21 protein-coding genes and 2 pseudogenes are annotated in these 22,786 nt (G+C 72.1%); 11 read left to right on the forward strand and 12 right to left on the reverse strand.

Annotated features, from left to right (window positions below):
• Positions 1 to 61 precede the first annotated feature (61 nt).
• Positions 62 to 1,291: an amidohydrolase family protein gene (locus tag ABD830_RS08555; RefSeq protein WP_344985946.1), complete on the reverse strand. Its 1,230-nt coding sequence runs from the start codon at positions 1,289 to 1,291 to the stop codon at positions 62 to 64.
• 11 nt (positions 1,292 to 1,302) lie between these two features.
• Here ABD830_RS08555 and ABD830_RS08560 point away from each other — a divergent pair, with 11 nt between their 5' ends.
• Both ABD830_RS08560 and ABD830_RS08565 read left to right on the forward strand, forming a co-directional pair.
• The gene (locus ABD830_RS08560) at positions 1,303 to 1,482 is read left to right on the forward strand and encodes a hypothetical protein (protein WP_344985947.1); all 180 of its coding nucleotides are present in this window, start codon (positions 1,303 to 1,305) and stop codon (positions 1,480 to 1,482) included.
• Positions 1,483 to 1,506: 24 nt separating this feature from the next.
• Positions 1,507 to 2,964, forward strand: coding sequence for an ATP-binding protein (locus ABD830_RS08565; protein ID WP_344985948.1), 1,458 nt, complete (start codon positions 1,507 to 1,509; stop codon positions 2,962 to 2,964).
• Positions 2,965 to 3,037: 73 nt separating this feature from the next.
• Here the strand turns inward: ABD830_RS08565 and ABD830_RS08570 are convergent, their stop codons facing one another.
• The 6 genes and pseudogenes from ABD830_RS08570 to ABD830_RS54125 form a co-directional block, all read right to left on the reverse strand.
• Positions 3,038 to 5,128, reverse strand: a complete 2,091-nt coding sequence (locus ABD830_RS08570) for an ATP-binding protein (RefSeq protein ID WP_344985949.1) — start codon at positions 5,126 to 5,128, stop codon at positions 3,038 to 3,040.
• Positions 5,129 to 5,130: 2 nt separating this feature from the next.
• Positions 5,131 to 7,479, reverse strand: a complete 2,349-nt coding sequence (locus ABD830_RS08575) for an ATP-binding protein (RefSeq protein ID WP_344985950.1) — start codon at positions 7,477 to 7,479, stop codon at positions 5,131 to 5,133.
• 132 nt (positions 7,480 to 7,611) lie between these two features.
• Positions 7,612 to 8,469, reverse strand: coding sequence for a nucleoside hydrolase (locus ABD830_RS08580; RefSeq protein ID WP_344985951.1), 858 nt, complete (start codon positions 8,467 to 8,469; stop codon positions 7,612 to 7,614).
• Between the two features lie 7 nt (positions 8,470 to 8,476).
• The gene (locus ABD830_RS08585) at positions 8,477 to 8,806 is read right to left on the reverse strand and encodes a hypothetical protein (RefSeq protein ID WP_344985952.1); all 330 of its coding nucleotides are present in this window, start codon (positions 8,804 to 8,806) and stop codon (positions 8,477 to 8,479) included.
• A gap of 78 nt (positions 8,807 to 8,884) precedes the next feature.
• Positions 8,885 to 9,595, reverse strand: coding sequence for a hypothetical protein (locus tag ABD830_RS54120; protein ID WP_425567075.1), 711 nt, complete (start codon positions 9,593 to 9,595; stop codon positions 8,885 to 8,887).
• 578 nt (positions 9,596 to 10,173) lie between these two features.
• Positions 10,174 to 10,656 (reverse strand): annotated as a pseudogene (locus ABD830_RS54125) (acyltransferase); the annotation flags it as partial.
• 254 nt (positions 10,657 to 10,910) lie between these two features.
• Here ABD830_RS54125 and ABD830_RS08595 point away from each other — a divergent pair.
• Together ABD830_RS08595 and ABD830_RS08600 are read left to right on the forward strand one after the other, a co-directional pair.
• On the forward strand, positions 10,911 to 11,519 hold the full coding sequence (locus ABD830_RS08595) for a hypothetical protein (RefSeq protein WP_344985954.1): 609 nt from the start codon (positions 10,911 to 10,913) through the stop codon (positions 11,517 to 11,519).
• A gap of 80 nt (positions 11,520 to 11,599) precedes the next feature.
• Positions 11,600 to 12,142 carry a hypothetical protein gene (locus ABD830_RS08600; RefSeq protein WP_344985955.1) on the forward strand — a complete coding sequence of 181 codons (543 nt, stop codon included), beginning with the start codon at positions 11,600 to 11,602 and terminating at the stop codon, positions 12,140 to 12,142.
• 46 nt (positions 12,143 to 12,188) lie between these two features.
• Here the strand turns inward: ABD830_RS08600 and ABD830_RS08605 are convergent, their stop codons facing one another.
• Positions 12,189 to 12,491 (reverse strand): hypothetical protein, encoded by a 303-nt coding sequence (locus ABD830_RS08605; RefSeq protein ID WP_344985956.1) that lies wholly within the window; start codon positions 12,489 to 12,491, stop codon positions 12,189 to 12,191.
• A gap of 146 nt (positions 12,492 to 12,637) precedes the next feature.
• On the opposite strand from ABD830_RS08605, the gene ABD830_RS08610 reads away from it, so the two are divergent.
• Positions 12,638 to 13,237: a hypothetical protein gene (locus tag ABD830_RS08610; protein ID WP_344985957.1), complete on the forward strand. Its 600-nt coding sequence runs from the start codon at positions 12,638 to 12,640 to the stop codon at positions 13,235 to 13,237.
• Positions 13,238 to 13,241: 4 nt separating this feature from the next.
• Here ABD830_RS08610 and ABD830_RS08615 read toward each other — a convergent pair whose 3' ends face one another.
• The gene (locus tag ABD830_RS08615; RefSeq protein WP_344985958.1) at positions 13,242 to 14,123 is read right to left on the reverse strand and encodes a MurR/RpiR family transcriptional regulator; all 882 of its coding nucleotides are present in this window, start codon (positions 14,121 to 14,123) and stop codon (positions 13,242 to 13,244) included.
• 147 nt (positions 14,124 to 14,270) lie between these two features.
• Here ABD830_RS08615 and ABD830_RS54130 point away from each other — a divergent pair.
• The 6 genes and pseudogenes from ABD830_RS54130 to ABD830_RS08635 form a co-directional block, all read left to right on the forward strand.
• Positions 14,271 to 15,299: pseudogene (locus tag ABD830_RS54130) on the forward strand (MFS transporter); the annotation flags it as partial.
• Between the two features lie 46 nt (positions 15,300 to 15,345).
• Positions 15,346 to 15,645: an MFS transporter gene (locus ABD830_RS54135; protein ID WP_425567076.1), complete on the forward strand. Its 300-nt coding sequence runs from the start codon at positions 15,346 to 15,348 to the stop codon at positions 15,643 to 15,645.
• Positions 15,642 to 16,070 carry a GAF domain-containing protein gene (locus ABD830_RS54140; protein WP_378521015.1) on the forward strand — a complete coding sequence of 143 codons (429 nt, stop codon included), beginning with the start codon at positions 15,642 to 15,644 and terminating at the stop codon, positions 16,068 to 16,070. The genes ABD830_RS54135 and ABD830_RS54140 overlap by 4 nt, the downstream gene beginning before the upstream one ends.
• Entirely contained in the window at positions 16,067 to 17,281 is a 1,215-nt protein-coding gene (locus ABD830_RS08625; protein WP_378521014.1) for a metal-dependent hydrolase family protein, read from the forward strand. Before ABD830_RS54140 ends, ABD830_RS08625 begins: the two co-directional genes overlap by 4 nt.
• Positions 17,282 to 17,374: 93 nt before the next feature.
• Entirely contained in the window at positions 17,375 to 18,187 is an 813-nt protein-coding gene (locus tag ABD830_RS08630) for an alpha/beta hydrolase (RefSeq protein WP_344985960.1), read from the forward strand.
• 37 nt (positions 18,188 to 18,224) lie between these two features.
• Positions 18,225 to 19,529, forward strand: coding sequence for a hypothetical protein (locus ABD830_RS08635; RefSeq protein WP_344985961.1), 1,305 nt, complete (start codon positions 18,225 to 18,227; stop codon positions 19,527 to 19,529).
• Here ABD830_RS08635 and ABD830_RS08640 read toward each other — a convergent pair.
• The 3 genes from ABD830_RS08640 to ABD830_RS08650 are packed head-to-tail and all read right to left on the reverse strand — an operon-like array spanning position 19,524 to position 22,734.
• Positions 19,524 to 20,183: a GntR family transcriptional regulator gene (locus ABD830_RS08640; protein WP_344985962.1), complete on the reverse strand. Its 660-nt coding sequence runs from the start codon at positions 20,181 to 20,183 to the stop codon at positions 19,524 to 19,526. The genes ABD830_RS08635 and ABD830_RS08640 overlap by 6 nt on opposite strands.
• Positions 20,180 to 21,304, reverse strand: a complete 1,125-nt coding sequence (locus ABD830_RS08645; RefSeq protein WP_344985963.1) for a CaiB/BaiF CoA transferase family protein — start codon at positions 21,302 to 21,304, stop codon at positions 20,180 to 20,182. Before ABD830_RS08645 ends, ABD830_RS08640 begins: the two co-directional genes overlap by 4 nt.
• Positions 21,301 to 22,734 (reverse strand): aldehyde dehydrogenase family protein, encoded by a 1,434-nt coding sequence (locus ABD830_RS08650; protein WP_344985964.1) that lies wholly within the window; start codon positions 22,732 to 22,734, stop codon positions 21,301 to 21,303. Before ABD830_RS08650 ends, ABD830_RS08645 begins: the two co-directional genes overlap by 4 nt.
• Positions 22,735 to 22,786 lie beyond the last annotated feature (52 nt).

Genomic DNA, 22,786 nt, shown 5'->3' on the forward strand with positions numbered 1-22,786 from the left:
GCGGCGGGCCGGCCAGGGAGGACGGCAGCATGATCTGGCTCGGCCCGCAGGAGTCGCGGACCTACCGCACGACGTTCCGCGTCTCTTGATGCAGCCGGTACGCGCGGCGGGCCGTACCGGCGAAGACCTCGGCCCGCTCGCCCTCCGACAGCCCCGCGCACAGCTCGTCCGCGGCCTGCGCCACCTGCTCGTACTCCGCCGCGAGCAGGCAGACCGGCCAGTCGGAGCCGAACATCACCCGCTCGGGCCCGAACGCCTCGAGCACGGTCTCGGCGTACGGCCGCAGGTCGGCCACCTGCCAGGACGCCCAGTCGGCCTCGGTGACCATGCCGGACAGCTTGCAGTAGACGTTCGGGTACGCGGCCAGCTCCAGGATCCGGCTCCGCCACGGCTCCAGCTCGCCGGAGGCGATCGGCGGCTTGGACAGGTGGTCGAGCACGAACGTCAGCTCCGGCAGCGCGCCCACCGTGTCGACGGCGGCGGGCAGCTGGTGCGGCAGCGTGAGCAGGTCGTACGTGAGCCCGGCGGCGGACACCGCGGCGAGCCCGCGCCGCACGTCGGGCCGGGTCAGCCAGTCGGGGTCCGGCTCGGACTGGACGCCGTGGCGGACGCCCACCAGCCCGTCCGGCAGCCCGGCCAGGGTGTCGGCGGCGTCGGGCGCGGTGAGGTCGATCCAGCCGACGACGCCCGCGACCAGCTCGGACCCGGCGGCCAGGGCCAGGAACTCCCGGGTCTCCGCCAGGTCGTGCAGCACCTGCACCAGCACGGTCGCCGTGACCCCGGCCGCCGCCGCGGGCCCGGCGAGGTCGTCGAGGGTGAACGTGCGGCGGACGGGCGCCATCGGCTCGGCGTCGAGCCAGCCGTGCGGGCGGGCGGCGAGGTCCCAGACGTGGTGGTGGGCGTCAATGCGGGTCATAGGTCCATCCAACTCGATCCAGAGGTCGTCAGGGATCGGGAGGGCGGCCAGGTCGAGGTCCTCGGCCATCTCCTCGGGACTGCGGGCGCCGACCACGACGCCGGTCACCGCCGGGTGGCGCAGCGGGAACTGCAGCGCGGCCGCCGCGAGCGGCACGTCGTACGCGGCGCAGCGGTCGGCCAGCCCGCGCGCCCGCTTCAGCACCGGCTCGGGCGCGGGGGCGTAGTCGTAGTACGCGCCGGGCCGGGGTCGGCCAGGATGCCGCCGTTGAACACCCCCGCCACCAGCACGCCCGCACCCCGCCCCGCTCGCGCAGCCGCTCGAGCGCCGGGTACGCGTGCCGCACAGCCTCCTCCCAGTGGTCGTCGGGGTCATGGATGAGCAGGATGTCGAACGCGTCCAGGCTGGAGCGGTCGAGGCTGGCGGCGAGCGAGGCGCTCGTCCCCGGCGACGCGGCCGGCATCGAGCTGATGAGCACCGGCCACAACGAGATCAGCAACATCGGGCTGACCGTCCGGCCCCGCACCCCCTTGGAGGGCGCCGCTAATGTTGAACTAGACTTATAGCAAGTATACTCCTACATTATAGGAGTGCTCATCGCCAAGCCTTCAGAGATCTTCGACCGCGATGCGGAATGGGCCGAACTGGTCGACTTCATCAACGATGATTCACCGTATCCGACGCTCGGCGTAGTCTCGGGGAGGCGACGCCAAGGAAAGACCCTGCTCCTTGGCTCCATCTGCGATGCGGCCGGGGGCATCTACATCGAAGGTACCGAGGCGGTTCCCGCCGAGCACTTCCATCTGATCGGCGAGCTGCTGGCTGCCCGGCTCGGTAGCCCTGCCCCGCTCCACTTCACCTCCTGGCGCGCGGTCATCGACGCGATTCTGGATCTGGAGACCTCGTCGCCCTTCCCCGTAGTGATCGACGAGTTCCCCTACCTGGTGAAGGTCTCGCCTGAACTGCCGTCCATCCTCCAGGCGGCTCTGGATCTGCGGCGACGCAAGGGAGGGTCACCGATTCGCCTGATCCTGTGCGGCTCCGCCCTTACCTTCATGGGCGGGCTGCTGGCCGGGAACGCACCGTTGCGTGGCAGGGCGGGTTTGGAGCTGGTCGTTCCCACGCTGGACTATCGGCTCGCGGCGGAATTCTGGCAGATCAGTGACCCCCGGCTCGCCTTGCTGACGCACGCCGTGGTGGGCGGAACTCCTGCCTACCGCCGCGAATACACTCGCGATGACGTCCCGCAGTCACTCGCCGACTTCGACGCCTGGGTCAAGCGCGCGGTGCTGAATCCCGCTCGCCCTCTCTTCCGTGAGGCGCGCTACCTCCTCGCAGAAGAGCCGGATCTGCGCGATCCCGCCCTGTATCACTCCGTTTTGGCGGCGGTGGCAGAGGGGAACGCCTCACGCGGCGGCATCGCCAATTACATCGGCCGAAAGGCCACGGAGATCAGTCACCCGCTCGCCGTGCTGGAGGATGCGGGGCTGTTGGCCAAATCCCCCGACATGTTGCGCGCCGCCCGCCCGCACTACCGGATCACAGAACCGCTGATCACCTTCTACCACTCGGTGATGCGACCGGCCTGGCGGGAGCTCGAACGCAGGCGAGCCGACCAGGTATGGAAGCGCAGCCGTGATCGGTTCCTGAGCGGGGTGGTGGGACCGCACTTCGAAGAGATCTGCCGCACGTGGGCCGCGGACTTCGCGGAGGCAGAGGTGTTCGGCGACGTTCCCGCAGAGGTCGGCCACGGCGTCGTCAACGATCCCGAACGCCGCACCAGTCACGAGATCGACGTGGTCGTCCTGTCCAAGCCCGACGGCGGGCCGCGCAAGGTGCTCTCCCTGGGTGAGGTCAAGTGGGGAGACATCATGTGCGAGGGGCATGTCGAGCGGCTCCGGCGCGTCCGCGACCTTCTTGCGGGCCGCGGCTACGACACGCGTTCGACCCGCCTGGCCTGCTACAGCGCCGCCGGTTTCACAGCGGACCTGCTCGCGACGGAAAACAGCGAAGTCCTGCTGGTGACGCCCGACCGCCTCTACTCCTGAGGATTCACCCAGTCACTCCCGAGCCTGTGCTCGGACACCCTTGACCGAGCACGGCGGTGGCCGGCGGCGCTCGTCATGGCTCTTCCAGCGCGTAGGCGACCGCCCGGGAGAGCGCGAGCCGCGTGCCGTCCCGGAAGGCCGCCGTGTACGCCCGGGCCCCCAGCGCGTGACGGGCCCGCTCGGCGCACTCCTGGTGTGACCTCGCCTGGTACTGCAGCCGCATCGGCGAGGCGGCGACCGCCTCCCACAACAGGTGGGCGGCGCCCAGCAGCCGGGCGGCCCGCTCGTGCCGGCCGCGCGCCCCGGCCGTCCAGGCCAGCACCTCCAGGCACTGGGGCAGGCCCCACCGGTCGTCGGCGGCGCTCCAGAAGGCGGCGACCTCCCGCATCCTGGCCTCGGTCTGCCGCCAGTCGCCCTGCTCCCAGCGGGCCATGCCGACCGCGTACAGCGCGTACGCGCGGAAGAGCGGCGCGTGGCGATCCTCGCACAGTGCCACAAGCTTCTCGCCGTACGCGGCGGCCCGGTCCGGGCTCATGGAGGCGGCGAAGAGGGCGGCGAGGTACAGGGTGACCCCTACGGCGTGGACGTCCCCTCTCGCCCAGTGGCGGGTGATGGCATCCTCCAGCAGCGCGAGCCCGCCTTCGGCGTCGCCCGCGCACAGTGCCGCGACACCGGAGAGCTGGACGGCGAACGCGAGCGCCGTCTCGTCCATCAGCCGCCACGCGAGCGCCGCGCACTCCCGCGCGTCGTCGGCCGCGGCCGGATCGCCCTGGTAGTGGCCGAGCAGCCCCTTGGCCCACAGGCCCATGGCCCTGACGACGCCCGATCCGGGGACGAGCGCGAGGCCGCGTCCCAGCCAGTACCGGCCCTCGCTGGGAGCACCGGCGACGAGCCAGTTGGCCCACAGCGTGGAGGCGATCTCCAGGCCGACAGGGGCGTCGCCGGGCAGGTGGAAGCAGAGGTCCAGAGCGACCCGCACGTTGGGGAGTTCCGGCTTCAGCGCCTGGACGTTGTCGGTCTGGCCGGGATCCACCCGGTCCACGCGCAGTCGTTCCGCCAGCCGGCGATAGTGATCGATGTAGCGCTCGCGGAGCGCCTCCTCGTCCGCGGCGGGCAGTCGTTCGCGGCCGTACGCGCGGATGGTCTCCAGCATGCGGTAGCGGACTCCGGTGCCGTACTGCTCGGCCCCGGACAGGATGGACTTGTCCACCAGGCCGCCCATCAGATCCAGCACGTCGTCGCGGTCCAGCCCCTGCCCGGGGCAGACGGCTTCGGCGGTCTCCAGGTCCACGCCTCCCGGGAACATCGCCAGCCGCTCCCACAGCAGCCGCTCGCCGGGCGAGCAGAGCCCGAAGGTCCAGTCCATGGTCGCCCGCAGGGTCTGGTGGCGTGCCACCGTGCCGGGTGCGACCTCGGCCGGCACCTCCAGGTGCTTGTCGAGCTCGTTCACGAGGTCCTGCACCGATGTCGTACGCAGCCGTACCGCCGCCAGCTCGATGGCCAGCGGAATCCCGTCCAGGCGCCGGGTCAGCCGGGCGACCGCCCGGGAATTGCCCGCGTCGACGAGGAAGCCCGGCCGGATCGTCGCCGCTCGCTCCGCGAAGAGGCGCACGGCGTCACGCCGGGCGATGTCGCGGGTGCTGTCACCGGGCTGCGGGATCGACAGTGACGGCACCGGCAGCACCCGCTCGCCGTACACCCCGAGCGACTGGCGGCTGGTGGCCAGGATCTGCAGCCGCGAGGTGTCGCGCAGGAACCGGTGCACCAGCCGGGCGCACGCGCCGAGCAGATGTTCGCAGTTGTCCAGCACCAGCAGCAGCTGTTTGTCCGCCAGATGCTCGGTCAGCAGGCCCACGAGGTCCGGTGTGGTGTCACGGATTCCCAGCGCGGCGGCCACGGCCGGGACCAGCAGGTCCTCGTCCTCGATGGCGGTCAGCTCCACCAGCCGGACCCCGTCCCGGTACCTGTGCGGCAGGATCTCGCAGACACGTCGTGCCAGACTGGTCTTGCCGACCCCGCCTGCGCCGGTCAGGGTCAGCAGGCGGGTCTTGGCCAGCATCCGCCTGACCTCGGAGATCTCGTGCCGTCGTCCGATGAAGGCTGGAGCGTCGGTCTGCCGCAAACCGGCCGCCGGGACGTTCCGGATCGTGTCCTGGACGGGCATGTTCACTCGCCTCCGGGAGGCCCCTCGCCGGCGAGGCGGGCCTGCTCCGCCACCCAGCCGACGATCTGGGTCCTGGAGGTGAAGCCCAGTTTGCGCAGGATGTGTTCGGCGTGGCCTTCGACGGTGCGCTGAGCGATCACCAGCGCCGCCGCGATCTCCTTGTTCCGCATCCCCCGTGCGATGAGCCGGGCGATCTCCATCTCCCGCGGGGTCAGCGGCGAGGACCGGCCCGCCTCACCGTCCCGGGTGCGGGCGGGCGCCTCCTCCATCAGGGCGTACGCGAGCGCCTCGCCGGAAGAGCACCTGGCCCCCCGCTTGACGGCCCTCTGGAAGGCCTGGTCGCCCAGGAGGCGGCGGGTACGGTCCGCGCATTCGTCGTGGTACCGGGTGAGGTGGCCGAACCCCAGCAGGGGCGCGCCGATCGCCTCCCAGATGTTGCGCAGGATGCCCAGCAGCTCGCCGGCCCGCGCGTACTCACCTTGTGAGGCGGCGATCCAGGCCAGCACCTCGACGGTGAGCCCGACCCCGACCGAGTCGTCCAGCGCGTGGAAGACGCGCAGGCTCTCCTGCGCCAGGGCGGTCGCGCGCCGCGTGTCGCCCTGGCGCCAGAGCTCGATGCCGAGCGCCGTCGCCGTGTACGCCCTGTGCCAGCTCTCACCATGAGCGTCGCAGACGGCGATGCCCTCCTCGGCGGCGGCGACGGCGCGTACGGAGTCGCCGAGGAACGAGCGCGCGAGGGAGAGCCAGGTCAGCGCCTGGACCTCGCCCGCGGGGTCGCCACCGGCGCGATGATGGGTCACCGCCTCCTCGAAGGATCGGATGGCCGACGCGGTGTCCCCCTCGTGCATGGCGACCATTCCGGAGTAGAGCGTGACATAGCCGAGCACCGGTTCCAGTCCGAGCCGCTCGCCGAGATCTTTGCTCTGGGCCAGCAGCCCGATGGCCGAGGCCCGATCGCCCTGGATGATGGCGAGCCAGCCGCACGCCCAGAACGCCCGGGCCCTGACCTCGGACCCGCCGGCGGTGTCCGCGAGTCCCTGCTCGAGCCAGGTGCGTCCCTCGCCCAGATGGCTGCTGGTGATCCAGTGGTAGAGCAGGTCGCTCGCCATGTCGATGCAGAGCCCGGTGTGCTCGGCATGGCAGTACTCCAGCGCGGTGCGCAGGTTCGGATGCTCGACGCGCAGCCGGGACAGCAGCTTGACCTGCGCCGGGCCGAACAGCTGCGCCTGCGCCTCGTGCGAGAGCCGCCGGTAGTAGTCGCGGTACCGGTGTTTCAGCTCCTCCTCCTGCCCTGAGGCGACGAGCTGCTCGCGCCCGTACTGCCGGATCGTGTCCAGCAGCCGGTACCGCACCCCGTACGGATGGTCCTCCCTGAGCAGGACGGACTTCTCCACCAGCCCGATCACCAGGTCGACGATCTCATCACGGGCGATGCCGTCCCCGGCGCAGACCGCTTCGGCCGCCTCCAGGTCCAGACTGCCGGTGAACACCGAGAGACGGGCCCACAGCAGGCGCTCCTGCTCGGTGCAGAGCCCGTGGCTCCAGTCGATCAGGGCGCGGAGCGTCCGGTGGCGGGCCACGATGGTGTTCGATCCCGCCCGGAGCAGGCGGAAGAGGTCGTCCAGCCGCTCGAGCAGCTGATGGACCGAGAGCGCGCGCAGTCGTACGGCGGCGAGCTCGATGCCGAGCGGCAGGCCGTCCAGGCGGCGGCAGATCCGCTCGATGACGTCCAGGTTCTCGTCCGTGACGGTGAAACCGGGGCTGACGGCCGCGGCCCGCTCGGCGAAGAGCCGCACCGCGTCAGGGATGGAGGACGACGTGTCGTGCGGGAATTCGCAGCTTGGCAGCGGCAGCGTCGGCACGGTGAACATCTGCTCGCTGGTGATGCCCAGCGACTGTCGGCTGGTGGCCAGGATCCGCAGGTCAGGGGCAGAGCACAGCAGCGTCTGGGCCACCGTGGCGGACTCGTCGAGCACGTGCTCGCAGTTGTCCAGGACGACCAGCGTGCGCTGCTCGCGCAGGTGCTCGGTGAGCACCTGCATGGGCGGCCGGGCGGAGTGGTTCTGGATCCTCAGCTCGGCGATCAGGGTCTGCGGCAGCAGCGCCGGGTTGTCCAGTTCGGCGAGTTCGACCAGCCAGACCCCGTCGGGGAACGCCCGGCGCAGGTCGGCGGCGACGCGCAGGGCCAGCCGGGTCTTGCCGACGCCGCCCGGCCCGGTCAGGGTCACCATGCGGGCGTCGGCCAGCAGGCGTTTGACTGCCGCTATCTCGTGCCGACGCCCGATGAAGCTGGTCACCTCAGCGGGCAGCCCGCCGGCGTACGTCTGTGTGCGCGATGTGCCAGTGGTCATCGATGCCTCGCATCGGCTCCCGCAAGTAGGTCACTATGAGCCGATATCACCAACATATGTACAGCAGGATCCCCTACCGAATCGTGGGCGACACTTGCCTTGTACGTGAGACAGATTTTGCCGTAGGTCGAGCTACGCGGCGGCGTTCACGATGCGGCGGACGATCTCCCGGGCCACCGGCTCGGTGCGAGCCGACGTGGTGACGCGCGTCCGGCCTGTCGCCTCCTCGAACGTGCTCGACCCGTCCGCCCCGATGATCACCTGTCCTTCGGGGCCGAACGCGAACAGCTCCGGCACCAGCATGGTCAGCACCGCGATCGGGTCGTGCGGGCAGTTCCACTCCGCGTTCCGCGACCGCCACCACTGCTCGACCTCCGCCTTCAGTGCCTCCCCCAGCGCCCCGGCGGCCGCGATGGCGGCCACGTCCGCGGCGTCCATCCGGACCGTGGTGGTGATCTCCAGCCCCGTGACCGTGATCGGCGCTCCCGAGCCGAACACGATGGCCGCCGCCTCCGGGTCGCTCTTCAGGTTGTGCTCGGGCTCGGGGCCGTCGAAGCGGCCCCCCATGATCCAGAGGTGCCGTACGTCCCGGGCGAAGGACGGGGAGGCCGTGACGGCGTTGGCGATGTTGGTGAGCGGCCCGACCGCCACCACGTCCACCTGACCGGGCGCGCGAGTCACCTCGTCGACCAGGTACGCCGCCGCGTCCCCGTCGTCCACCCGCTCGCTGTCCAGGTCGGTGAAGAGCGCGCCTTCGTGCCCCGCCCACCAGACGGGCCGGTCGGCCAGGGTCCTGACGGCTCCGGGCACGACGGCCGGTGATCGGCCTGCCAGGCCTGCCAGGCGCTTGGCCAGGCGCGCCCGCAGCAGCGTGTCACCGTAGACGGTCGTGCAGCCGATCAGCTCGACCTCCGGAGAGCCGAGCAGGACGGCGAGCGCGAGCGCGTCGTCGACGTCGCTGCCGATATCGGTGTCGAAGATGACGCGCATGGCTGAATTATCCCCTCCAGGCTCCAGTGCGCGACCGGGTCGCGAGGGCGTCCACGCGCCCGGCCACGAACTGCTCCAGCGCGCCGCCGAGCGCCTCGAGCACCTCGGTGACCGCCAGCAGGGCCGCCATCGCGACGAGCGGCCACACGATCGCGGTGGCGGGCTCCCGGCCGCTCGCGGAGCCGGTGAGCGCGGCCACCAGCCATCCGGTGGACAGGGCGGCGGCGGCCGGCGCCAGCGCCCCTCCGGCGTGCACGAGCACCAGGCCGGCGACGGCTTTCCGATCTTGGAGCGACAACTGTAACAGGCGGATGCGTTCGACCAGCAGCGTCCTCACGGAGCGGGGGCCTCCATGCGTGGGGGGATCAGGCCGGGCGCGCGGCGACGGTCAGGCCGCGCGCCCGGAGATCATATGTCAGCGATGCATGGGTGCCCAGACCGTCATCGGGCCGGTGCCTCGGTTGGCCCAGGCGCAGTAGGGCACGAACGTGAGATCGGCCGGGCCCCCGTGCTCCGGTTCGCAGGGGCCGGCGGCGGTGCGGCCGGTTCCGGGCGGTGGATGCCGCGCGGGCGGTAGCCGAGAGCGGCCGAGACGCCGAGGTAGTCGGCCAGCAGCCAGATGATGGCCAGCCACATCTCCGTGCCCTGCAGCCCCGGCGTGCGGGTCGTGCCGCTCCCCCGGCTCAGGGCGAAGCTGAAGCCCGCGCCGTCGTGCCAGCCGCCCACCGCCCGTACGAGGTGCTGCCGCGCCCACGCCTCCCCCTCCTCGCGCCGGTGCCGGGTCTGTCTGCCCAGCAGCCACAGGGGGTGGATGACGTCGAGCACGTTGCAGGCGTTGCCGGTGTCCGGGCCGAAGTATCGCGGGTCGGCGGTCTGGGCGAGCACGGTGTCGACGGCCCGCTCGGGGTACGGCAACGGCACGCCGAACTGCGCGAACGTCCCCCGCGTCAAGCGGTAGAAGCCGTTGACCACCTGCAGCCAGCCCGCGTCGGGATCCGGCTCGCCCCACATCCCGTGGGCCTGGCTGCAGCGGGTCAGCAGCCACCCGTACAGGGTCTCGAGCTCGCCCCGTACGCCGAAGTCGGCGAGGTTGCGGTGCAGGCCCGTTCCGAACGCGTCCACCCACGAGCCCGCCGACCAGGCGTTGCGGCTCCAGTCGAGGGAGTCGAGGGTGGCGATCAGGTCCTGCGAGCCGAGGTTCGCGACGGCGTGGACCGGGTGGCGGAATCGGGTGCCGAGCAGGTCGAGGGCGTAGCCGACGCAGAGCACGTGATAGGCGGCGGCTCCGTCAAGCTCCAGCGAGCCCTTCAGCGAGTCGGTCCCGCCGATCTCCGGGGAGCCAGGGACGCCGATCTCCGGGATCAGGCCCGTGGCCGGGTCCTGACGGTCGCGGAGGAACGCGACGATCTCCTCCCGCGCCGGGGTCGGCGGCGCCCCGTCCAGGAGCAGGTCGGCGATCTCGACCGCGTCGCACCAGGCCCGCACGGTCGGCGGGGCGTCCGGGCGGTCCACGTACCGCTCCCCCGTCCAGCACCGGCCGAGCACCGCCTCCGCCTGCGCCTTGGCGCGGGTGGCGAAGTCGGCGAGCAGCCGTTCCAGGTCCTGACCGGCGCTCGGGGCGGAGCGCGGGGTGCGGCGGTCGCGGATGCGGCGGGCCGGGTTGCCCGCGACCATGGCCCAGGCGGGCACGTCCTTGGTGACGACCGCGCCCGCCCCGACGATGGCGTGCTCGCCGATCGTCACCCCGTCGAGTACGACCACGTTCGAGCCGATCCACACGTCGTCGCCGATCCGGATGCCCTTCGACGTGGTCGCCTGGCGGAAGACCGGCCGGTCCGGCGCGGTCCCGTGGTTGAAGCCGAGCAAGGACGTGTGCGCGCCCACCCGCACCGCGTTCCCCAGCACGACGTCCCCCCGCACCACGGCATACGGGTTGATCGTGCAGTCGTCGCCCATGACGATGTCGTGGGTGACGTACGCGTGGGCGGCGATGTAGCAGTGGTCGCCCATGCGCAGGCTGTCGGCGTACACGGCCGCCAGCGGTGAGACGAACACCTTGCCCGCCACATCGACGGCGGTCCTGGCCCGCAGCGCCTCCAAGTGGCGCTCCTGGGCGAGGCGGTCCTCGTCGGTCGCATGGTCCCAGAACAGCCACGGGCAGAAGTCGAACTTGGTCGGTTCCGTCATGCGATCAATTCCTCTCAGAGCACCTCAACGTCATCGACCACGAGTGGCGCCGGACCGGCAGCCGGTACCGCTCGCCCCTCCGAGGCAAAACGTTTTAACGGTATACGTCTGGATCAGCCCTGACCACCCTGCCCGCTGGCACGCCGAGCGCTGCCAGCGCGCGACCGCCACCTGACCTGACGGGGGCGGATCAGGGGAAAGTCAGGGGCGATCACCGATGAGCGCCTCCCTGGCGAGAGGGCATCGTGGTCGCCATGAACCGCCTCACCCAGATCTCCTTCACCGCCGCGCCCGCCGCGCTGCTCGGCGGCTGGCTCCTCATGCGTCCCTCGGGCGCCGACATCGCGGGCGGCCTCTGGTGGACGGCCGCGCACGTGGCGTGCCTGGCGGGGTTCCTCATGTTCGGCGTCATGACGCTGGGGCTGCGCGGCATGGCCGGTCCGGTGGCGGGCGGGCGCCGGGTGGCGCTGGAGGCGGCGACGGGCGTCGCGCTGCTGGGCCTGGCCGCCGCCGTCGTGCGGCTGGTGATGGGCCTGTACGCGGGGTTCGGCGGCGAGCCGGGGGCCGGGTTCGAGGCGATCGTGTACGGCATCGAGGCGCAGGTGTTCTTCGGCGCCCTGGTCGCGCTGGCGGTCATCCTGGCCGCGCTGCAGCGGGTCACGGTCGTGAGCGCGGGCGTGACGACCCTCGGCATGGTGGTGCTGGCCGTCGGGATGTACCAGACCGGCAGGGAGTCGGCCCTGGCCGCCCTGGGCATGGCGTTCATCTGGCTGGGCACGCTGCTGCTGGGACGGGGGACGTCCGGGCAGGTCCCGCGGGTGGGGCCGGGCGTCGGCTCCCCCGAGCTCGGAGCCGGCCGCTGACAGCGCGGTCGGCGCGGGCCCGAGGTGGGTACGTTGACCACGACCCCTCCGACCCTGCAACGCAAAGGAAGTGGTTCCCCGTGCTCTACCTCTTCGGTTTCGAGCGCATCGGCGTGGCTGTGAGCGACATCTACTTCGTCGACCCGAACCCGACCGCGGGCCAGGAGGGAGCCGAGCGCGGTGTGCGCCTGGAGCTGCGCAGGCTTGAGCCGGGCGAGCTGCAGGGATCGATCTACTCGGCGCGGCCCATCACCGTGGACCGGCCCCTCTGGCGGGTGGACCTGCTGGAGTCGGTCACCGGCACGCCGGGGAGCTTCGACCGCACCCACCATCACCCCGCGCTGCGGGGGTGGGAGCCGGGCCGGCGGGTGTTCGACGAGCAGCTCTCCGGCGAGCCGCTGAAGTGGCTGGCGGAGCGGCTGGCCGACCTCGAGGGCGTGCTCGACGAGGCCGGGGTGGGCCACGACGAGATCAGCCCGGCCGACGTGGCGGGTCTGCGCGAGCGCGCCCCTGAGATCGTCGACGCCGTCAGCCGCCTGCTCGACGGCGTCCGCTCCGGCGCCCTCGCCACCCCGCCGAGCGACGCGCCGGACAGCTCCAGCGTCCGGGCCAGCTGGCTCTAGCCCCGGCCGGCGCGGAGCGACCTCCTCGCCGCCCCGCGCCGGCCTTTCAGCCGCCCATCCCGTACGACCCGACCAGCGTCGCCTCCACCCGCACCGGAGCGCCGACCACCCGTTCGCCGAGCCCGCGCTGGAACTCGGTGAACGCGCTCAACTTCGTCAGCGGCGAAAGGTCACCGTCGCTGATCACCACATGGACGAAGGTCACCCCGTCGGCCAGCCGGAGCGACATGTAGCGCAGCCCGCCGGGGTCCTCGGCGTTCAGCTCGGCGAAGACCTGCTCGACAATCCGCTGGTTGTCGTCGGCCACCTCCGGCCGCGTCTCGTACCTGATCATCGCCATCGTGCTCATCCGTCCTCCTGACCCAGTGCCCCAGTGCCATTCATCTCATATAGATCCGCATGCCCACCGAAATTCATCGGTCAGAGTAACGCGAAGGCGGCATGAGTGGATGTTCTCGGTGATTGGCGCGGACTTCCAGACGGGCGGTTTGGAACGTGACATCCCCTCCTGTTGAGCCGAAGAAGGACCACCGGGTCCAGATCATCGTCGCGATCATCGGCGCCTGCGCCGCGATCGTCACCGCGCTGATCCCGGTCGTGCTCATAGCGAACAAATCCGACGAGAAGCCCACCCCCAGCCCGGCACCCGGGACCACCACGATGGCCGCCCCTTCGACGTCCGGCAGGTCCGAGACGGCCGAGCCGGTCGTCGGGAGTTCGCCGGACGAATCGGTCTCCGTGCCGGAGGACTACCAGGGCACCTGGAGCGGCCGGATCGACTGGATGGTCCCCGGCTGGGGCTCGTACAACACCACGCTGACCATCACGTCGGGCTCGCTGACGGCGATGGTGGGCCAGTTCACCACGAACGGCGGCCAGTGCAGGGGGCTGCTCTACCTGGAGTCCGGCGGCGGCCCGGTGGTGCTGCGGCTGTCGACGACGTACAACGTGGGCTCCTGCTCGGTGCTGGCGGACGTGAAGCTGACGCTGAGCGGGGACGACGAGCTGGACTACGAGCTCGTCGGCGCGCAGTTCGCCAACATGATCGTCAATCAGCCCTCGCCCCCGGCCCGGGGGGCGCTGCGGCGCGAATGACCACTCACGCCTGGGGAGCGGCCGGGCGGCGGTGCAGGAGGCCGAAGCGCGTCCACATGGACTCCGCCGCCTCGATAGAGGCCCCCGTGCGGGCCGGGTCCACCGCGGCGAGCTGGGTGACCAAAGCCTGGGCCACCGCCATGCCGGCCGTCAGCGACGGGAAGAACGCCTCACCCTCCGCCGGCACGATCACCACCTCCTCCGCCGCGTCGGCCAGCGCGGGGCTGGCCGCGTCCGTCAGGGCGAACACCCGCGCCCCGCGCGAACGGGCCAGGTTGGCGGCCAGGACCGTGCTCTCGTACAGCCGCCAGAAGCTGATCGCCACCATCACGTCCCCTGCCCCGATGGCGGCCACCGTGTTGGCCAGCTCCGCGTCGCCGTTGGTCACGGCCGTGACGGGATAGCCCGCCAGGCGGGCGTTGTGCGCGAGAGCGAGCCCGACGGCCGCGTAGCTGCCGTCGGCGACGATCACCGTACGGCGGGCCGCGGCGACGGCCTCGGCGATCGCCACCAGCGCCCCTTCGTCCAGGCGCCGGTTGAGCAGCGCCAGGCTGTCCAGGTCGCGGCGGAGCGAACGGGAGCTGGGCGAGCCGCTGCCCCGGTGCTCGGCGGCGACCTGGCCGGCGCTCAGCGAGGACAGGTACCGGGCGCGCAGCTCCTGCTGGAGCGCCGGCCACCCCGCGAACCCGAGCGCCTGGGCCGTGCGCGTCACCGTCGCCACGTTCACCCCCGCGAGCTGCGCCAGCTCCCCGGCCGACCCGAACGAGGCCCGGCGCGGCTGCGAGAGCAGCACCTCGAGCACGGCGGCCGCCTTGCCGCGCAGGCCACGCGCGGGCACGCGGGCGCGCAGCCAGCCCTCGAAGCCGTCCCTGGCGTGCTCTGTCACGTGTCCCTCTCCAAGCGTCCCGGCGGAACATGCTACGCGGTCATGACGCCACCAACTTGCAAAGACCATTGCATTTCGTCCATTTCGCACTATATGTTGCTTCGCAATTGACTTGAAGGGCCACGACCTGGGGAAAGGTGTTGTTCGATGACCTTGTTGGCCCGTCTGGACCGGCTCCCGCTGAGCCGTCCCCACTACCTACTCCTCCTCATCGGCGGCCTCGGCTACACCTTCGACGGCATGGACTCGGCCGTGGTCGCGTTCCTGCTCCCGAGCGCGAAGGCCGCCTGGGGCCTGTCCGACGGCCAGCTCGGCTTCATCGGATCGGCCACCCCGTTCGGCTTCCTCTTCGGCGCGACCATCGCGGGCCTGCTGGGCGACCGCATCGGCCGCAAGAAGGTGATGATGTATGCGCTCGCCTTCTACGCCGTCTTCTCCGTGGTCGCCGCGTTCGCCCCGAACTACGAGGTGTTCCTGGCGGCCAGAGTCCTCGCCGGGGCGGGCGCGGGCGCGGAGAGCGCGATCATCGCGCCGTTCCTGTCCGAGTTCGTCCCGGCCAAGCGGCGCGGCTGGTTCATCGGCGCGCTGGCCGGGTTCTTCTCGTTCGGGTTCGTGGCGGCCGCGCTGATCGGGCGGTTCGTGGTGCCGACGATGGACGACGGCTGGCGGATCGCGCAGGTGGTCACCGCGCTGCCGATCGTGATGCTGCTGTGGTGGCGCCGCTCGCTGCCCGAGTCGCCGCGCTACCTCCTGCAGAACGGCCGCGTGGACGAGGCCGAGGCGGTGGTCGCCGACCTCGAACGCCGCGTCGAGCGGGCCACCGGCCGACCGCTCCCGCCGGTGCCCGAGTCCGCGGTCGCGCCCTCCACCGGCACGACCAAGGTCAACCTGCTCAGCGCGCTCCGCTTCCTGTGGAGCCCGGTCATGGCCAGGCGCACGGCGGTCACGTGGCTGGTCTGGTTCGTGATCACGTTCTCGTACTACGGGTTCTTCTCGTGGATCCCCACCCTGCTCGTGCAGCGCGGCATCACGGTGACCAAGAGCTTCGAGTTCTCGATCATCATCTACCTGGCGCAGGTGCCCGGCTACTTCTCGGCCGCCTGGCTGTCGGAGCGGCTCGACCGCAAGAACATCATCGCGATCTACCTGGCCGGCTCGGCGGTCAGCGCGTTCTGGCTGTCGCAGATGGACACGCCCCCCCACGATCACGCTCGCGGGCGCGGTGCTGTCGTTCTTCCTGAACGGCACGTACGCGGGCGTCTACTCCTACACCCCCGAGGTCTTCCCCACCTGGATCCGCGCCACCGGCACCGGCCTGTCGAGCGCGTTCGGGCGGGTCGGCAGCATCCTGGCTCCGACGATCATCGGGCTGTCGGCGGCGAAGCTCGGCTTCGGCGGCGTGTTCGGCCTGACGACCGCGGTGCTCGCGGCCGGGGTGGTGTGCGTGGTCGTGTTCGGCCTGGCCACGGCCGGGCGATCACTGGAGGAGCTGACGGAACCCGCCAAGGAGGCGACCCGATGACCGTACTGACCGAGCTCGAGGAGAAGGTGCGGCAGGAGGTGGGAGTGCGGCTGTTCACCGTCCTGGCCTGGGTGCCGGAGCGGCGCGCGCTCCGGCGGATCCACAGCAGCCATCCTGAGCAGTATCCGGTCGGCGGGGAGAAGACCGTGGAGGTCGCCCAGGGCTGGCTGGCGCGGTGCATCGAGGGGCGCGAGCCGTACTTCGGCAAGGACCGGGCCGCCGTGCGGGAGATCTTCGCCGACCACGAGCTGATCGAGAGCATGGGCTGCGGGTCGATCATCAACATTCCGGTGGTTCATCAAGGGGAGGTGCTCGGCGTGCTGAACATCCTCGACGCCGAGGGAAGCTATGACGAGGAGTCGGTGGCGGCGGCCCGGACGCTGGCCCCGCTCGCCGTACCCGCGCTGCGTGGAGGTGACGCGTGAGCGGCCTGCTGCTGCGTGACGCCCTGGTCCTCGACGTGGCGAGCGGCGAGTACGCCGAAGGCGACCTGCGCTGCGAGGACGGCCGCGTCGTCGAGGCGGGGCCCCGGCTGAGCGCTCCGGACGGCACACGGGTGATCGACGTCGCCGGCGCCCACGTGGTGCCCGGGCTGATCGACGCGCACGTGCACGTCACCGCCTCCACCGCGAACCTCGGCTCGCTCGGCGCCATGTCCCCCTCGTACGTGACCGCCCACAGCGCCCGGATCATGAGCGACATGCTCGACCGCGGCTTCACCACGGTCCGCGACGCGTCCGGCGCCGACTTCGGGCTGGCCGACGCCCAGGCGGAGGGGCTGATCCGGGGCCCGCGCCTGCTGTTCTGCGGCAAGGGGCTGAGCCAGACGGGCGGCCACGCCGACTTCCGCGGCCGCGGCGAGCACCTGCGCGACGACCACCCGTGCTGCGCGGGCGTCGGCCGCGTGGCCGACGGCGTCGACGCGGTCCGCGCCGCGGCCCGCGACGAGCTGCGCAAGGGCGCGCACCACATCAAGGTCATGGCCTCCGGCGGCGTGGCCTCCCCGACCGACCGCATCGACTCGACCCAGTACTCCATGGACGAGCTGCGCGCGGTGGTCGAGGAGGCCGAGGCCGCCAACCGGTACGTCGCCGCCCACGCCTACACCGCCAGGGCCGTCAACCGGGCGCTCGAGGCGGGCGTGCGCTCCGTCGAACACGGGAACCTGATCGACGACGCGAGCGTCGAGCTCTTCCTGCGGCACGACGCGTTCCTGGTGCCGACGCTGGTGACGTACTGGGCGCTCAAGCAGGAAGGACGCGACTTCGGGCTGCCCGAGCGGAGCTGGCGCAAGGTGGACGAGGTGCTCGAGGCGGGCCTGGCCGCGCTGGAGCGCGCCGCCCGGGGCGGGGTGCGGCTGGCGTACGGGACGGACCTGCTCGGCGGCATGCACCGGCACCAGAACCACGAGTTCCGGCTGCGGCGCGAGGTGCAGCAACCGATCGACGTGCTGCGGGCCGCCACCGTCGGGGCGGCGGAGCTGGTGGGGATGGCGGGCGAGCTCGGCACGCTGGCCGTGGGCGCGCACGCCGACCTGCTGGTGCTCGACGGCGACCCGCTGGCCGACATCGACGTCCTCGCCGACCCCACCCACATCCGCCACGTCGTCCAGGCGGGCCTGGTCGTCTCGGCCTGACCCCCCGAGGGACCCCACGCCGCTGTACGGCCCGTACTTCGGCCGGGGTCCCTTGGGAGAGAGACGGCGCGGAGGAGCGGGCATAGTGGCAGGGTGACGACGCTGACGCGCGCCGCTCTCGTGGTCGCCACGGTGCTGGTCCTGCTGCTCGCCCTCCTGTGGATGTGCCAGCGGCGGCTCATCTACCTGCCCGACAGCACCCCGCCCCCGCCCGCCGGGGAGGTCGTCCCGGGCGCGCGCGACGTCTCGTTCACGACCTCCGACGGCCTCCGGCTCGCCGCCTGGTACGTGCCCGGCACCCGTGACGTCACCGTCCTGATCGCCGGCGGCAACGCGGGCAACAGGCGGGACCGTGCCCCGCTGGCCCGCGCCCTGTCGGAGCACGGGCTCGCGGTGCTCCTGATGGACTACCGCGGCTACGGCGGCAACCCGGGGGCGCCGACGGAGGAAGGCCTCCACCGCGACGCCCTGGCCGCCCGCGAGCTCATCAGCGGCTCCCGCGTCATCTACTTCGGCGAGAGCTTGGGCGCGGGCGTGGTCACGAGGCTGGCGCTGGAGCGCCCGGCCGACGGCCTCGTGCTGCGCTCACCGTTCACCGACCTGGCCGCCGCCGGAGCGGCCAACTACCCGTTCCTGCCGGTCAGGCCGCTGCTGCGGGACCGCTTCCCGGTCGCGGAGAACGTCGCGCGGATCCGGGCGCCGGTCGTGGTCGTGTACGGCACGCGCGACGCCATCGTGCCCCCGCGGCTCAGCAGAGCGGTCGCCCAGGCGGCGGCCGGCCACGTCACGACCGTCGAGGTAGCCGGGGCGGACCACAACGACCTGGCCATGCTGACCGGCCCCGACGTCGTGGCCGCCGTGGCCGGGCTGGCCGAGCGGATCGCCCGCCGGGAGAACGGGTCATAATGAGGCCGGCCCATCCGCCGCTCTCCGAGGGGACCGCATGAAGCGATTACACGTCGGTGTGAGCGTCCTCGGGGCGAGCGCGCTGCTGGCCGCCGGCTTCCTGCTGCTGCGGGACGGCGACGAGGGCGTGCCACCGCGTGAACGTCTGGCGGTCGCCGCCACGGCGACCCGGCCCAACGTGCTGACGGACGCGCAGGGCGCCGTCATGGAGGAGCTCACCGGCGACTGCGGCGCCAGCCGATATCCGTACCTGTGCATGCGGGTGAAGAGCGAGCTCGGCGAGCAGCTGCTCGCCCGCGGCGGCCTGACCATCAAGACGGCGGTCGACCCGCGCATGCAGCAGGCCGCCCAGCAGGCCATCGACCAGTTGGTCAGCCGCGACGACCAGCCGATCGCCGCCCAGGTCATGATCGTCCCTGGCACCGGTGAGATCAGGGCCATGGCCACCAGCAAGGCCCCCGACGACGTGCTCGCCTTCCAGCAGGGCAGCACGGCGATGACGTACACGCTGACCGCGGCGCTGGAAGGCGGCATGCGCTACGACGACGGCTTCCCCTACGCCGGCGGGTACCGGGCACCGAACTACGCGGCGTTCAAGAACTGCAAAGGCGAGGCGGTCGGCGATCCGGCGTTCACCATCACCAACGCGAGGCAGCGCCACAGCGAGTTCACCACGCTGCGCTCCGGCACCCGGGCCGTCGAGAACACGTTCTTCATGAAGCTGACGGAGAAGGTCGGCCTGTGCGAGAGCGTGCAGGCGGCCCAGCGCCTCGGGCTCAAGCGGGGCGACGGGATGCCGCTGCAGGAGTACGAGACGTTCTCGATGGGCGTCAACGAGGTGGACCCGGTCTCGGTCACCGACACGTACGCGACCCTCGCCGCCCGGGGCAGGCACTGCGAGCCCAGGGCGGTCACGGAGGTGCGCGACGGGGCGTTCGTCCGTTCCTTCCCCGCGCAGTGCCAGGACGTGCTGGAGGCGCCGGTCGCCGACGCGGTGAACGGCGTGCTGAGGGAGACGCTGGGCGGGACCCCCCTCGGCCCGAACGTGGCGGCCATAGAAGGCAACGCCGACTCCTTCACCACCGCCTGGTACGCCGGTTACACCCCCGACCTGGCCTCCGCCGTCGCCGTCGGCGATCCCCGGCGCCCCCAGCACCAGCACCGCCTGACCGACGTCACCATCGGTGGCCTCCACTACGACCAGGTGTACGGTCTGTCGCTCCCCGGCCCCATCTGGAAGTCCTCGATGAGCACGGTTCTCCCCGGCCTCCCGGGGACGGCGTTCGTCAAGCCCGACGCCGACCGGTTCGGCGGCTGTCGCGACCACTGCGCCCCCTCATGAGGGGAGAAGCGACTCCAGCTCGGCGACCGCGTGATCGCGATGGACGTTGAGCGTCGCCACGGCCTCGTCGGCGGCACGGCGGCGGAGGGCGTCGAGCGTGGTGCGGTGCTCCTTGACGACCCGCTCCCGGTTGCCCGCGTCGCCGTAGTACATCGAGCGGTAGGCGTCCGTCGTGTCCCAGAGGGTCCTGATCAGGCGGGCCAGCCGCGGCAGGCCCGCGAGGTCGAACAGCGTCATGTGGAACAGCCGGTTGGCCGCCGCCATGGCCGGCACGTCGCCCGCCGCGGCGGCCCGCTCGACCTCCTCCTGGGCCGACTCCAGCCGGTCGAGGTCGTCGTCCGTGAGCCGGGCGACGGCGTGGCGGACGGCCTCCTCCTCCAGGAGCTCGCGGATGCGGTAGACCTCGCGCAGGTCGTCGAGCGAGAGCACGGCCACGCAGTAGCCCTTGTGCGCCTTGTAGGTGACCAGGCCCTCGCCTTCGAGCGTCTTCAGCGCCTCGCGCAGGGGCACGCGGCTGACCTGCAGCTCCTCGGCCAGCGCGTCCTGCCGGATGGGGCTGCCCGGCCGGAGGCGGCCGGTGGTGATGGCGCGGCGCAGCTCGGCCAGCACGAACTGCTGGGCCGTCGGCGGCCTGCGTGCCTCGTCCGGACTCACGGCCCCAATATCTCACGAACCCATGCGTCGTCCTGTCCGAGCCCGGGCGGCGGGCGGCGGTAGGAGGGCGGGGTGGCGCTGAGCCGCAGGGGGTTCGCGACCTGCCCGACGCCGTCCACCTGTACGGAGGGCTCCAGTCCGAGCTCCTCGGCCAGGGCGAAGGCGGCGGCCAGGTCGTTGATCGGGCCGCAGGGGACCCCGGCGGCGGTGAGCGTCTCGAACCACTCGTCGGCCGTGCGCGCGGCCAGGGCCGCGTCGATCTCCGCGACGAGGTCGTCCCTGGCGGCGACCCGGCCCGCGTTGGTGGCGTAGCGGGAGTCGTCGGCGAGGTCCGCGCGGTTCAGCGCCTCGCAGAGGGCCCGGAACTGGCGGTCGTTCCCGGCCGCGATCACCAGCGGGCGGTCGGCGGCCTCGAAGACCTCGTACGGGACGATGCTCGGATGCCGGTTGCCCATCGCCCGGGGCACCACCCCGGCGGCGGCGTAGGCCGAGGCGTGGTTGGTGAGCGCCGAGAGGAGGGAGGACAGCAGCGAGACCTCGATGCGCTGCCCCTCGCCGGTGCGGTCGCGGTGGCGGAGCGCGGCCAGGATGCCCAGCCCGGCGTGCAGGCCGGTGATCACGTCCACCAGCGCCACGCCCGCCTTCGTCCCCGGCCCGTCCGGCTCCCCGGTGACGCTCATCAGCCCGCCGACGGCCTGCGCGATCAGGTCGTACCCCGGCAGCCCGGCACCCGGTCCTGAGCCGAACCCGGTGATCGAGCAGTACACCAGCCCGGGGTTGAGCTTGCGCAGCGAGGCGTAGCCGAGCCCGAGCCGCTCCATCGTGCCGGGCCGGAAGTTCTCGACGAGCACGTCCGCCCGGGCGGCCAGGGCCCGCGCCACCTCCGCGTCCGCCCGCAGGTCGAGCGCGATCGAGCGCTTGTTGCGGTTGACACCTAGGTAGTACGTCGCCTCGCCGCCGGCCGCGTAGGGCGGCCCCCAGGCGCGGGTGTCGTCCCCGGCGCCCGGCCGCTCGACCTTGACCACCTCGGCTCCCAGGTCGGCGAGGAGCATCGTCGCGTACGGCCCCGCCAGCACCCGGCTGAAGTCGGCCACCAGCAGCCCGGAGAGCGCCCTCGTCACGCCGGCGTCCCCATGTAGACGGTCATCGTGCGGGTGTAGAACTCGCGGGCCGCCCGTCCCTGCTCCTTGGGCTCGAAGCCGCTCTGCTTGGTCCCGCCGAACGGCACGTAGGGGAAGGTCCCGACCGACTCCGAGTTGATGTGCAGCACGCCGACGTCCAGCCGCTCGACCGCCCGCAGCGCCACCCCGAGGTCGCGGGTGAACAGGGCGGCCGACAGGCCGTGGTCGCTCAGGTTGGCCAGCTCCAGCGCCTCCTCGGTCCCCGAGGCCCGCATCGCTCCCACCACGGGCCCGAACAGCTCGGTGTGCCAGAAGTCCAGCCCGATCCCCGGCAGGTCGAGCACGGTCGGCGGCACGAACCAGCCCTCCCCCTCCAGCGAGGCGGCGCCGGCCAGCGGCTTGGCCCCTTCCTCCACGGCCTGCGCGACCCCCGCGGTCACCCGGTCGCGGGCGGCGGAGCTGACCAGGGGGCCCATCTCGACGCCGGGCTCCAGCGGGTCGCCGACCACGGGGCGGGCGGCCCGGTCGGCCACCCGTTCCAGCAGCTCGTCCGCCACCTGGGAGGCCACGATGAGGCGCGAGGTGGCCGTGCACTTCTGGCCGGTCGAGCGGAACGCGCCGAGGCAGACCTGCTCGGCGGCGTGGTCGAGGTCGGCGTCGGCGAGCACCACGGAGGCGTTCTTGCCGCCCATCTCCGTCTGCACGGGCTTGCCGGGCTCGCCGCAGCGCGCGATCACGGCCCGCCCGACCGCGGTGGAGCCGGTGAACGAGATCGCGTCCACGCCGGGATGGTCCACGATGGCCGAGCCGACCTCGGTCTCGCCGTACACGAGGTTGAGCACTCCGTCGGGCAGTCCGGCCGACGTCAGCGCCTGCGCCAGCCGGTACGCCAGCAGCGGCACCAGCGAGGACGGCTTCCATACGACGGTGTTGCCGTAGCTGAGGGCCGGGGCGATCTTCCAGGCGGGGATGACGATCGGGAAGGTGAACGGCGTGATCAGCCCGGCCACGCCGATGGGCCTGCGGACCACGAGGACGTTCTCGCCGGGCCGCGGGGAGGCGAAGATCTCGCCGCTCTCCCTGTCGGCCTCGCCCGCGTAGTAGCGCAGGATCCGGGCCGCGCCCCGCACCTCGGCGACTGCCTCCGGCAGCGTCTTGCCCTCCTCACGGGCCAGCTCGGCGCCCCACTCGTCGGCCGAGGCGTCGACGAGGTCCGCCGCGGCGACGAGCACGGCCGCGCGGGCGTGGTGCGGCGTCGCCGCCCACTCGGGCGCCGCCGAACGGGCTGCGGCGACCGCCCGTTCCACCTCGGCGGCGGAGGCGAACCGCCCTCTCGCGACCACTTCGCCGGGCCGGGCCGGGTTGGTGTCGGCGAACTCCTCGCCCGCTCCCTCGACCCAGCGGTCACCGATGAGATTCAGAACGTCCATGGTCAACGCAGCCTAACTATGTCATATTGGATTTTCAATATTGGATCCAAAA

The sequence above is a fragment of the Nonomuraea helvata genome, assembly GCF_039535785.1.
Lineage (GTDB): Bacteria > Actinomycetota > Actinomycetes > Streptosporangiales > Streptosporangiaceae > Nonomuraea > Nonomuraea helvata.